Origin of the sequence: Orenia metallireducens (assembly GCF_003001995.1) — a bacterium.
GTDB classification, from domain to species: domain Bacteria; phylum Bacillota; class Halanaerobiia; order Halobacteroidales; family Halobacteroidaceae; genus Orenia; species Orenia metallireducens_B.
Genome location: NZ_PVNB01000013.1, coordinates 1 through 13,807 on the forward strand (window position 1 = coordinate 1; position 13,807 = coordinate 13,807).

Annotated in this window: 7 protein-coding genes; all 7 read right to left on the reverse strand. The window is 34.8% G+C overall.

All coding sequences use genetic code 11. The annotated features are described in order from the left end of the window. Positions 1-487 precede the first annotated feature (487 nt). Complete coding sequence (locus BX659_RS09895) at positions 488-1,570, reverse strand: pectinesterase family protein (RefSeq protein ID WP_216358753.1); 1,083 nt, start codon at positions 1,568-1,570, stop codon at positions 488-490. A 56-nt stretch (positions 1,571-1,626) separates the two neighbouring features. Next, entirely contained in the window at positions 1,627-4,446 is a 2,820-nt protein-coding gene (pelA, locus tag BX659_RS09900; RefSeq protein WP_097016972.1) for a pectate lyase, read from the reverse strand. Positions 4,447-4,861: 415 nt separating this feature from the next. Then, positions 4,862-8,581: a pectate lyase gene (gene pelA / locus BX659_RS09905; RefSeq protein WP_097016971.1), complete on the reverse strand. Its 3,720-nt coding sequence runs from the start codon at positions 8,579-8,581 to the stop codon at positions 4,862-4,864. Between the two features lie 350 nt (positions 8,582-8,931). Further along, a complete protein-coding gene (locus BX659_RS09910) occupies positions 8,932-10,257 on the reverse strand; it encodes a glycoside hydrolase family 28 protein (protein WP_172431837.1) in 1,326 nt (441 codons plus the stop codon). A gap of 44 nt (positions 10,258-10,301) precedes the next feature. Then, on the reverse strand, positions 10,302-11,951 hold the full coding sequence (locus BX659_RS09915; RefSeq protein WP_172431836.1) for a methyl-accepting chemotaxis protein: 1,650 nt from the start codon (positions 11,949-11,951) through the stop codon (positions 10,302-10,304). 146 nt (positions 11,952-12,097) lie between these two features. Continuing rightward, complete coding sequence (locus tag BX659_RS09920) at positions 12,098-12,745, reverse strand: bifunctional 4-hydroxy-2-oxoglutarate aldolase/2-dehydro-3-deoxy-phosphogluconate aldolase (RefSeq protein ID WP_097016968.1); 648 nt, start codon at positions 12,743-12,745, stop codon at positions 12,098-12,100. Between the two features lie 16 nt (positions 12,746-12,761). Further along, positions 12,762-13,715, reverse strand: coding sequence for a sugar kinase (locus BX659_RS09925; RefSeq protein ID WP_216358752.1), 954 nt, complete (start codon positions 13,713-13,715; stop codon positions 12,762-12,764). Between the last annotated feature and the right edge of the window lie 92 nt (positions 13,716-13,807).

Below are 13,807 nucleotides of genomic sequence, written 5' to 3' on the forward strand. Positions count from 1 at the left end.
GATTTTTGTACTGGGCAGTACTTATCCATTTAATCAGAGGAGTTTTCTTTTTACAACAGGTATTTTATTGAAATATCTAGATGCAACGCTAGTGAGTTTTTATAAAAAACTCTGCTTTATCATAGTTTAGATTTCGCCTAAAAGGCGACCTACCTTTTTTCCATAGATAAAAAAGTAGGCAAAAAATCACTCTAAAAACAGGGAAAACGCTAACACTTATAACTAAAATTTGGGCAATTAAATTAATTACAGTAATTCTATGACAAACTAATTTCTTCTCAATAGACCGCTTACTTTCCCAACGAAACACGCTATACTTATATGAGAAATATTTAATTTATTTTGAATTTCTGAGTTTAAAATAATATTAGATTATGACCAAATACCGCTTGCGTTTCTTTAAAGGCAAGTTCTTAATTTTCAATTAAAAAAGTGTCGCAATATACCCATTAAATCACACTTTAGCCTTGGACAGTAAATTAAAGGTTTATTTATTCAATACTTCTTCAGGATTCCAACCATCAAGGATATTTTCAATAGTATACTTCTTGGCTTCTTCAGCAGTTAATTGCTTTCTTGACGGATTGATTACTGCACCTGGTCCACTGTTCTGATATTCATAAAACCTTGCCTCAGTGGCCTTAAAACCTGACATATCTGTCCAGGGTTCAGCCTTGATATGGGCTCCCAGATAAGAGTCTCTAACTACAACATTTGCGATTGCATATTTATCTCCACCTGGATGCCATGGTCTACCTAAGTATACTGTCCCCTCTGGAGCATCACTTAAGAATCTAGAGTTGATAAACAGATATCCATAGGGCTCTTTGATCGGTGTACTGGCAGCACTGACATAGCCATTATTGACAGAAGAACCTCTATCTAAGGAATAGATTTCACAGTTATTAAAGACTGCCTGAGCAGCACCAAAGATAAAGTCAACATCACCTTCAATATAGCAGTTTTTGAAATATTGTCTGCCTGCATTGGCATATAGGGTGTCCTGATTACCTATAAATCGAACATTTTCAAAGATCATCTTATCACCTTGACTCTTGATTGCTACTGCTTGCCTCCCATCATCTTCTATACTCGGGTCATTAAATGAGTTTTCAAAGGTCAGATTCTTAGCTATGAAATTATCAGCATACAAGAAAGCAGTTGAACTACCTGTAGTTCCATAGGTTCCACCAGCGGGCTTTGGCTTACTATTGTAATTATCATAGGTCAAGATAGTACCCTCTTTACTCTCCCCTATCATTCTGATAAAAGGCTTGCTACTAGTAATATTAATTACCTCTTTATAGATACCATCTTTGATAAAAATCTCTACAGGATAGATATTATTTTCTGAAACTGCATCAATTGCAGCTTGCACTGTCTTATAGTCTCCACTATTATCCTTAGCAACAACTATTTTTGTTAAAGTTTCCGATGAATCTACATCTAATCTCTCTACCAACTCTACATCACCAACCTCTAATTTTATTCCATTAATATCCTTAGAGTTATTCGCTACAACTTTGGCATAAACTCTAACCTGACCATAATAACCTATAGAATTAACCACATCAAGCAGTGCCTGCGGATAACTGCCAGCCCAAGAGTAACCATATTGTCCCTCTTCTATTTCCCTTGAATCATGTTTTCAAATTTATCTAAATCTAATTTGTTTAGTAACTTTACATCACCATCTTTTAATTTTATACCATTCATATTCTCAGAATTAGTCTTCACAACTTTGGCATAGACTCTACCATTACCATAATAGCCTATAGAATTAACCACATCAAGCAGTGCCTGTGGATAACTACCAGCCCAAGAATAACCATATTGTCTTTCTTCTTCTATCTTCCTTAAATCATGTCTAATAATTCCATCCATTCCTGAGAAAATAGGTTTCATAGTCTCAATATCATAAAATCTATACCAGGTATTGCTATTTGGATCTTCATAGAAAAATTTCTTTGCTGGATCATTTCTAATATATTTTACACCTTCTATTTTAGCTTCCTCAAACCACCTTAAAGCACCGTTGACAGCTCTTTGAATTTCAGGGGTCTGATTAGGTCTATCCATCAAGAATTTGACTATTCCTACTGATTCAGATCCTGAAATAGATGTATGCTCAAAGACACGGGCAGGTAATGGTTCATAAGTCTTAGGATCATGCTGAGCACACCATGCTGTCAGCTTTCCATCTATCTTGACTTGAGACTTAAGAATATAGTCAACACCTTTCTCCATAGATATACTTATCTTATCAAGGTAATCTTGATCAACTAAATCACTATCAAAAGGAAACTCATGATTCAAAATATCATCAAACATATTCAAGACATTAATCATCGCATTATCATTGTAAGTGACATAGTTTGAATAATATATTATTTCGTCTGGACGAGCCCTTTTTGGATATACCTGCGGGAAACCACCGGTTTCATACTGCATCGTAAATAGGAAATCAAGACCTTTCAAAAAGCTCTTCTTTAACTTAGGTATTTTAGTCTCTCTATAAACTTTAGCAATAAATCTCATCTGAGTAATGGTTGCACCATTATCAATTGAACCTAATTCTTCACCATTTGGACCAAATTGTTCAGTTCTTTCAGCTTTTCCATCCCAGCGTGTCTTATACTTCTCTTCCATATGCTTAGTCCATCCACCATGGTCCATCTGCCATGATACAATATTTAAGGCAGCTTCTTTAGCCATATCTTTATCCATAATAACTTCTGGAGCTAATTTTTTAGTATTAAGTCTAGCCTCTTGATCTAAATCATCTGCAAGCTTATAAACTATAACAGTATTGCCCTCTTTATTTCTACCTACAGCAGCCTCTTTAATTACTAAATAATCTGTTAAATCAGGTTTTAAAGCTTGCCAGTCATTCTTAGGAGCTACTATTCTAATATCATTTACATCAAACTCTTTAAAAGCTCCATCTAATGTTACTAAAACTATATTAGCAGTTACTGCTTTAGCAGATTTAATAGTAACTTCTTCTGCTCTTTTCTCAACTTGCGTCTGAGCAGGCTCTCCTTCTATAAGAAGCCCTTTTCTTGCTAATTCTTCTAACATAAACTTATTAACAATATCAGAAACTTCCACAACTTGAATTAATTTAGCAAGAGGATCAACGTTCTCTTGAATCATATTTGAAGAAAGGACTCTTAAATGATCTATATTAGCTCCACCACTAGCTCCTGTTGCTGTTGCTCTAATTACATTCTTACCTGCTTTAAGCATTACTGTTGTTTTAGTTAGTTGCCAATTATCCCAGGCACCTGTTGGATTAAAAGCTAAATTAGACTTTATTACATCTCTATTGACCTTAATTTCAGCTGGTCTATTCTCTGCAGAACCATTTCCATATCTGAATTGAAGTGCATATCTGCCAGTATCTGGAACATCTACAGTCCATTCCAGATATCCTCCTGGCTGATTTGGCTTATAATCTACAAAACCTAGTCCTGTATAACCTACATGCTCAGTAGCTACAATAGTTCCAGATGATGATACGACATCTTCTGCTTCAAATAACTCATCAAAAGCATAATAGACTCTTAAATTGTCTATATTAGCTCCACCACTAGATCCTGTAGCTGTAGCTCTTATGATATTTTTGCCTGCTTTTAAGCTAACTGCTGTTTGGGTTGTTAACCAATTATCCCAAGCACCTGTTGGATTAAAAGCTAAATTAGGCTCTACTACATTCCCATTAACCTTAACTTCAGCTGCTCTATTCTCTGCAGAACCATTTCCATATCTAAATTGGAGTGCGTATTCCCCAGAAGCTGGAACATCTACAGTCCATTCAAGATATCCTCCTGGCTGATTTGGCTTATAATCTACAAAACCTAACCCTGTATATCCTACATGTTCAGTAGCTACAATAGTTCCAAAACCTTTAGCATCCTCACTCTCTAAAACTTCATCAAAGTAATTAGAATCATAATATAATTTGAGATGATCTATATTTGCACCACCACTAGAGCCTGTGGCTGTGGCTCTTATGACATTTTCACCTGCTTTTAGATTAGCAACTGTTTTAGTTTGCTCCCAATTGTTCCAAGCTCCCGTTGGGTTAAAGGCTAAATTAGGCTCAACTGTATCACCGTTAACCTTAATTTCAGCTGGTCTATTCTCAGAAGCACCACTTGCATAATTAAATTCAAGTACATAATCACCAGCGATTGGAACATCTACAATCCATTCAATATATCCCCCTGGCTGATTTGGTTTGTAATCGACAAATCCTGTTCCTGTATATCCTACATGCTCAGTAGCTATAATAGCTGCTGATAATGTTGATGCATCTTCTGCTTCATAAATTTTCGCTCCATCTGTAGTAATAGCTTTAGATTGAGCTTCAACTATAGATACTGGAATTGTGGTCAAAAGTAAAAAACAGATAATTAATAACAAAATATTTCTTTTTTCCATCTTTTCACCCTTTCAAATTCAAAATCATCAGATAAGCCATATACTTATCTGCTCTTCAAAAATCAATACAATACTATATCATAGAATTTTTACAGGGTTATCTTCTTATATTAATTATACTAGTGAAATTTTTATTTAATATTTTAAAATCAAACAGAACAGATTTATTAATTCAAATCATTCCATTATTCCTTAAGATAATCATTATAAAAGGATATTCATAAATTTTCACAAATCATCTAAAAGATTTTTATTCTATATCTAGCTACTAATATTAGTAGCTAGATAATTTTATAAATCTCTATTATCATCTGTTTTTCAGCTATGTCAATCCCTAGCTAAAAACTCAAACTATTTCTTGTTTTATATAGTTGCTCTTATTGTTATATTAAATTTATAACCTTATATTTACATTCTATTGATTAGGGTTCCAGCCAGCAAGAACATTCTCAATAGTATACTTCTGTGCTTCTTTGGCAGTTAATTGATTTCTGGATGAATTAACTACTGCACCTGGTCCACTATTATTATATTCATAGAATCTTGCATTCTCAGCTTTAAAGCCTGACATATCTGTCCATGGTCTAGCTTTAATATGAGCTCCAAGATAAGAATCTCTAAAGACAACACTTGCTATTGCATATTTATCGCCACCTGGATGCCATGGTCGACCTAAATATACTGTACCATCTGGTGCATTGCTTAGCAGCGTTGAATTTATAAAGAGATATCCATAAGGCTCTTTGATCGATGTACTTGCAGCAGTAACATATCCATTATTTGAAGATGAACCTCTATCTAGTGAATAAATCTGGCAATTATCAAATACTGCCTGAGCATCACCAAAGATAAAGTCAACATCTCCTTCAATATAACAATTATTAAAGTATTGTCTTCCTCCACTAGTATATAAAGTATCTTGGTTACCTATAAAACGAACATTTTCAAAATACATCTTGTCACCTTGAGTCTTGACTGCTACTGCTTGAGTTCCTCCACCTGCTACACTTGCTTCATCAAAAGAATTTTCAAAAGTAAGGTTCTTAGCTACAAAATTATCTGCATATAAGAAAGCACTTGCACTTCCTGTAGTTCCATAAGTTCCACCAGCAGGTTTCTTTTTCTTATTATAATTATCGTAAGTTAATACAGTACCTTCCTTGCTCTCTCCTATCATTCTGATAAAAGGCTTACTACTAGGAATGTTAACTACCTCTTTATAGATACCATCCTTAATAAATATCTCTACTGGATAGATATTATTTTCAGGAACTGCATCAATTGCAGCTTGCACTGTCTTATAGTCTCCACTATTATCCTTAGCAACAACTATTTTGGCTATAGCCTCAGCTTTAGCTAAATCTAATTTCTTTACTAACTCTACCTTGCCATCTTTTAGTTTTGTTACATCCTTATCTTTTGTATCATCATCCATAACTTTAGCATAAACTCTACCTCGACCATAATAACCTATAGAATTTACTACATCAAGAAGTGCCTGTGCATAGTCTCCACCCCAAGAATAACCATATTGTCTCTCTTCTTCTACCTTTCTAAGGTCATGCTTAATTACTCCATCACGCCCTGAGAAAATAGGTTCCATAGTCTTTAAATCATAAAATCTATACCAAGTATTACTATTAGGAACATCATCATAGAAGAATATTTTCAGTGGATCATTTCTAACATATTTTACATTTTCAAGTTTAACTTCCTCAAACCATTTTAAAGCACCATTTACAGCTCTTTTAATTTCAGGGGTCTGATTAGGTCTAGCCATTAGGAATTTAACTATTCCTACTGATTCCTTACCTGAAATAGATGGATGCTCATAAGAACGTGCATATCGTGGTTCATAAGTCTTAGGATCATGTTGGGCACACCATGCTGTCAGTTTTCCATCTACCTTAATTTGAGACTTAAGGATAAAGTCAACACCCTTTGCTAAAGAGTCCTCAACCTTAGCAATATTATCTCGATCAAGCAAATCACCATCAAAAGGATATTCTCTACTAGCAATATCATCAAGCAGATTCATTACATTAATCATAGCACCATCATTAAATGTAACAAAATTTGAATAGTATATTCTCTGATCAGGTCTACCTCGTCTAGGATATACTTGTGCAAAACCACCAGTAGGATACTGTAATTTATACAAGAAGTCTAATCCTTTTAAGAAGCTTTTCTTTAATTCAGGCATCTTAGTCTCTCTATAAACCTTAGCAATAAAACGCATTTGAGTAATAGTCGCATCATTATCAATTGTACCTAATTCTTCACCGTTTGTACCAAACCAGTGAGAACGTTTAGCTTTTCCATTCCAACGTGTTTTATATTCTTCTTCCATATGTTTATCCCAGCCACCATGGTCCATCTGCCATGACACAATATCTAAAGCAGCTTTTTTAGCAGCCTCTTTATCCATGGTAACTTGTGGTTCTTTTTTAGTATTAAGTCTAGCATTTTCATCTAAATTTTCTGCTAACTGATAAATTATAGCAGTATTACCCTCTTTATTTGTACCTACAGCAGCCTGCTTGATTAATAAGTAATCTGTCAAATCAGGATTTAAAGCATCCCAATCATTCTGTGGAGCTGCTATTCTAACATTATTTACATCAAAATCTTTAAAAGCTCCATCTAGTGTTACTAAAACTAAATTAGCAGACAATGCTTGAGCAGATTTAATAGTAACTGCTTCTGCTTTTTTCTCAACTTGTGCTTGAGAAGACTGTCCATCTACAAAAAGTCCTTTTCTTGATAATTCATCTAGCACAAGCTTATTAACTATATCAGAAGCTTCTACAACTTCAATTGATTTAGCAAGAGGATCAACATTCTGTTGAATCATATTTGCAGAAAGAATCCTTAAATGGTCTATATTAGCACCACCACTAGATCCTGTTCCTGTTGCTCTAATTACATTCTCACCTTTATTAAGAACTACTGTTGCTTGAGTTAATTGCCAATTATCCCAAGCTCCTGTGGAATCAAAGGCTAACTCAGGCTCTACTATATCACCATTAACCTTAATTTCAGCTGGTCTGTTTGCTGAAGCACCATTTCCATATCTGAATTGAAGCATATATTTTCCATCAACTGGAATATCAGCAGTCCACTCCAGATATCCTCCTGGCTGATTTGGCTTATAATCTACAAAGCCTGTTCCAGTATATCCTTTATGCTGAGTAGCTACAATAGTTCCAGCAGATGAGGACACATCCTCTGCCTCAAGTAACTCATCAAAAGCATAACAGACTCTTAAATGATCTATATTAGCACCACCACTAGCACCTGTTGCTGTTGCTCTAATTACATTCTTACCTGCCTGTAAGTTAACTGTTGTTTCTGTTGTTACCCAATTATCCCAAGCTCCTGTTGAATCAAAAGCTAAGTTAGGCTCTACTACATCACCATTAACCTTAATTTCAGCTGGTCTGTTGGCTGAAGCACCATTTCCATATCTAAATTGAAGTGTATATTTACCAGCAGCTGGAATATCTACAGTCCATTCCAGATACCCTCCTGGCTGATTTGGCTTGTAATCTACAAAGCCTGTTCCAGTATAACCTTCATGCTCAGTACCTACAATAGTACCAGATCCTTTAGCCTTCTCAGCCTCTAAAATCTGATCAAAATAATTAGAATTATATTCTAATTTAAGATGATCTATATTAGCACCACCACTAGAACCTGTTGCTGTTGCTCTAATTACATTCTTACCTGCTCTTAAAGTAGTAACTGTTTGAGTTTGCTTCCAACTATCCCAAGCCCCTGTTGGATTAAAAGCTAAATTAGGCTCTACTACATGACCGTTAACCTTAATTTCAGCTGGTCTATTCTCTGAAGCACCACTTGCATATCTAAATTGAAGTTCATACTCTCCAGCCTTTGGAACATCTACAATCCATTCCAGATATCCTCCTGGCTTATTTGGATTGTAATCTACAAAGCCTAGTCCTGTATACCCTTGATGTTCAGTAGCTACAATAGTTCCAGCTGATGAGGACGCATCTTCTGCTTCATAAATTTTTCCTCCATCCCCAGCAGCCAAAACCTCAACTGTAAATGCTGAAATCATAATAGAAAGTAACAAACATACAATTAACACCAAACTACTACTTTTTTTCATATTTTCACCCTTTCAAATTCAAATTAATTTGATCAACCTTGAAAATTACTAGATAAGTCATCAACTTAGTTTCAAGAAAAGCAATCTTAATTTAAAGAATGCTATATCATATGAATTTTTACAGGGTTATCTTCTTATATTGATTATAGATAGTAAGATTCTTATTTGATATTTTAAAATCAAGCAGAAAGTATTCATTAATCCAAACTCTTCTACTATGCCTTATGATAATCACCATAATCTACTTTTTTCACACTTTAAAAAGATATAATCAAGATCACAATATTTTACAGCACCAACTCCATTAAGACCTAACTACATATTGACTTCTAGCTAGTAATAAATCTATTCTATTTTAAATTGCTTATATTTGCTTTTTTGATGTTGAGATCAGTGACATTTGAAAAGACAAAACTCTCATTAGACTCACTATTTATCTCTACATTATTTAAAGTAAGTCCATCAATATCGTCAGTTACTAAGCCCTTATTTCCACTTATACTTATATCCTCTAAAACTATGTTCTTCATAGGTACTTCTGGTAAACCTTTCAATTCAACTGCCCTCTCTATGCCTTCACCTTTAATCCCCTTTATCTTAATATTCTCAAACTTTGGTGGAAGGTCAGTGTTTGGGTTGACAGTAGTAGAACCATAATACATATTGATTACAATAGCCTGTTCTCTAAGATTAGAGAGGTCTATATCTTCAAAGAGAATATTTTCAACATATCCACCTCTACCACGCATTGACTTTAGTCTAATACCACGCTCTCCCCCATTGAAGGTACAGTCATGTACATGAATATTTTTCACTCCACCAGACATTTCACTACCTATAACTACTCCTCCATGACCTTCTTTGGCAGTACAATTTCTAATCAGAAGATTCTCACAGGGCCTATTTACCCTTCTACCATCCTCATTTATTCCAGATTTGATGGCTATACAGTCATCTCCTGTTTCAAAATCACAATCTTCAATCAACATATTCTTACAAGAATCAGGGTTTATTCCATCGGTATTAGGACCATTGGTTATAATTTTGATATCTCTAACAATCATATTCTCACAATAAACAGGATGTATCGTCCACATCGGACCATCTACAATAGTAACACCCTCTATTAAGATATTCTTACTATTTATCGGCTGGATAAATTGGGGTCTTAAGCCTTCTTCTATGCCAAAAACTCTATCTTCAACTGGTATACCATTATATTCAGCATTATATAATCTTTCAGCTGCTTGCTGCTGAGTCTGCTTCCATGACCACCAAGCTTGACCATTACCTTCTAATCTACCTGCTCCTGTGATTGCAATATTTTCACAATCTGGTGCATAAATCAGAGGAGAGTAATTATAACATTCATTTCCTTCCCAGCGAGTAAAAACTACTGGTAAATAATCATCAAATTTATTACTAAAACGAAGTATTGCCCTCTCTTCTAACTTTAGATGTATATTACTTTTAAGATGAATTGGTCCAGTCAGCCAAACCCCTTCTGGAACAATTATTGTTCCTCCACCTGCTTGAAAACAGGTGTCTATTACTTCTTTAAATACTTCTGTATTTAAAGTCTTAGCATCATTTATTCCTCCAAAATCTGCTAAGTTATATTTATTATCTGGAAATGAAGGTCTAGATACCTCGATTTTAAATTTATTTTCTGACATCATCTGCCTCCCTATCTAACTAGAATTAGAACCTTTAAAGATTCCTAACTATTTTTAAGATTAGCATTGGCTTTAATTACCCGTTCAATTAAATCCATCTGCTTGTTAGTACTCTCAACCTGCTGATTTATCTTGGAATATAAATCACTATTATAGCTATTTACTTCTTCCATGGAATCATTGATCTCTCCAGTAAAAGCTGCTGCCTGCTGCATTTGAGCTGCAACCTCTTGACTAGATGCTGCAATATCCTGGGTCAATCGGTCAACTCTTTCACTAGAAACCACCTGCTGAGCAGCTGCATTCTTAACCTCTTCCATTTTTACAGTGACATCACTAGATAAGTCATTAATCTCATTAAAAATATTAATGATACTATTCTTATCACCTGTATTACTTATCAACACTGCTGATACCTCTTGAACTGCAGATTCTATCTCCCTACCAATTTTTTGGACCTCTTTAGTTGCTTCTATGCTCTTATTAGCTAGCTCTTTAATCTCATAAGCCACTACTCCAAATCCTTTACCGTGCTCACCTGCCCTAGCAGCTTCAATTGAAGCATTTAATGATAATAAATTGGTCTGGTCTGTCAGCCCCATAATCTTTTCAGAGATGGTATTAATTTGAACAATACTATTTTGCAGATGCTTCATTGTATTAAGCGTATTCTGTACAAATTCATTCCCATCTTCAATCCTCTGGTCAGTCTCTTTAACCAATCTATAGGCTTCATCACCTAATTGTGAAATAAAGTTGGCCTTATGAGACAATTCCTCAATCTTTGCTGAAACCTCTTGAATCGATAATGAAAATTCTTCTACTACCAGAGATATGTCATTGTTCCCACTTACTAGCTCTTTAACTGCACCGAAGGTATTATTCAATTTCTCATCTACACTATCAGCAACCTCTTTAATTGAATTACCAATATCGGTTATAGAATTAGCCTTAGCCGCTAATCGGTTAGTTTCACCCTTAATTTTAGAAACAACATCATTGACACCTCTAATAATTATATATCCTAAGCAGATCACTAAAATAAAGATAATTAATCCCAATATCACAATAGTAATCATCATCTGCTTACTATTATCAACTATCTGCTTTACATTATTATTAAGCTGTTCATCATTAGAAGCATTTAAAGCAATAATATTTAGCCTCATCTTGCTTCCAATTTTATTCATCTGCTGTAAGAGCAGTCTTCTAGAATAGCTATCCTTATCGGACTTCTTTAATTGATCATAATTGAGCCATAAATCATGATTCAATGCTTCTAAACTATCTAATTCTTCAGCCTGATCATCTTTTGTTAAATATTTTTTAAGAGAGTCTATATTGCTACTAACTGCATTATTACCATTAGCAGAAGTCAGACCTTTTACCCCAGCATGCCAACGATAGACCTCTAATAATCTATTATCAATATTCTGCAATAGACTTTGGCTATAGTTAACTGACGGTACTATTCTCTGATTAACAACTTCAATCTTTTTAGTGATTTGAGATGTGTTATTAAAGACTATTGCTATCACTATTATGATTCCAATCAAAATCAGGCTAAAACCAATCTCTAACCTTCTAATAATACTAATCTTATTCGATTTAAAGCCTTTATTTAATCCTCTGTGTGAGACCCTCTTCAAGATGCCAAGTTGACTTGTTTTCTCCTTTAATTGATTTAAGTTCAAGATAGGATCACTCCTTAATACTTTGATTTTTACTAGCAATTCCATCTTATAGTCTAACTCAAACATCTTATATTTAAATTATTATGGATAGTTAGCTTATTCTTCTTAATCTTATCTATAATTAATTCTATCTTTATCAAAAATATTTATCCTCTCGCCTCTTGTACTATCTCTATAAACTGCTTAGCCTTTTTAGTTAACTCTTCATAATTTTCATTATTTATCGCTTCTTTATCTACTAAAGAGCCTCCAGCGCCTATACCCTCTACACCTGCTTTAATAAAGTCAGCTGCATTATCAAGGTTGATTCCTCCAGTTGAAATAATGGAGATATGTGGCAATGGCCCCTTGATACTTTTAATATATTTTGGTCCTAAAACTCCTGCTGGAAATACCTTGACTAAATCTGCTCCAGCTTGATAAGCATTGATCGCTTCCGTTGGAGTCATTACCCCTGGAATTACTACCTTAGCATAACGATTACAAACATCAATTACATCTTTATTGAAGGTAGGACAGAAGATAAATTCTGCTCCTGCTAAGATAGCAGCTCGAGCTGTTTCACCATCTAAGACTGTTCCTGCACCTACTAACACATCTGTATCCTTCATTCTAATAGACAGCTCTTTAATTACATCTAAAGCAGCTGGATTATCTAAGGTAATCTCAAAAACGTCAATGCCCCCTTTATTTAAAGCCTCAATTGCTTTAAACATCTTCTCAGTATCCATAGTTCTTAATACTGGAACTACACCTTTATCAAGAATCTTTTTTAATTTGATCTGTTTATCCACTGTTATTCCCCCTTAATTATCTAGTAACTACCTTCTTATCACCTGTAAATATTTCAACCTCTTCCATAGTCGGTAAGCCTTCCATATCACCAAGTACTGTGATAGCATAAGCACCTACTGCATTAGCCAATTTAGTAGATTCTACTAAGTCATAGCCCTTGAGCTGTCCTGCAATAAAGCCTGCTGCAAAGCCATCACCTGCTCCTACAGTGTCAACAACCTTCTCTACTTTATAGCCTGCAACTCTTTTCATACTATCTTGATCAGCTACTAAAGCACCCTCTGCTCCCAGCTTAACTATTACAATCTCGGCACCTAAATTGAGAATCTCTTGAGCAATCTCTTCAGGGTCAGTAGTTCCTAATAACAGCTCCCCCTCTTCAATCCCTGGCAAGACAATATCAGACTTACTAAATAAATCCAACATCACTTCCTTCATCTCTTCTTGACTATCCCATAATTTCAAACGTAAGTTAGGATCAAAGGAGACTTTAACATCATTCTCTTTGGCTACCTTAATTGCTTCAAGTGCAGCCTCATAGCATGATTGGCTTAGAGCTGGAGTGATCCCTGTTAAATGTAGATACTTAGCTTGAGCAATATACTCTTGATCTAAATCCTCTGGTGTTAGCTTACTTGCAGCAGAACCATGACGATAATAATAGACCTTACTTTCATTTAAAACACTTCTCTCCTTAAACATCAGACCTGTTGGGGCTTTATCAGTAAAGATAACTCTAGAAGTATCTACACCCTCTCCCTGGATAAAGGCTTTAATATATTGACCATGGGGATCAGCACCTAATTTACTAATCCAAGCTGAATGGTGACCTAATCTTGCTAGCCCGATTGCAAAGTTGCTCTCTGCCCCACCTAACTGCTTCTTATAATCATAAATATACTTTAAATTCCCTGTCTCTCGTGGGTTCATTAATATCATTGTTTCACCTAATGTCACTACTTCAACCACATAATACATCCCCTTTCTGTTAACGTTGTAGAATAATTGAATCTATATAGATCTGTGATTTTAAAACTAAAGTTCATATAGAAAAAGCGATA

Excerpts from the sequence above, each read along its gene's own strand:
- pelA (WP_097016972.1), bottom strand. The coding sequence starts at position 4,446 with ATGGAAAAAAGAAATATTTTGTTATTAATTATCTGTTTTTTACTTTTG.
- pelA (WP_097016971.1), bottom strand. The coding sequence starts at position 8,581 with ATGAAAAAAAGTAGTAGTTTGGTGTTAATTGTATGTTTGTTACTTTCT.
- BX659_RS09910 (WP_172431837.1), bottom strand. The coding sequence starts at position 10,257 with ATGTCAGAAAATAAATTTAAAATCGAGGTATCTAGACCTTCATTTCCA.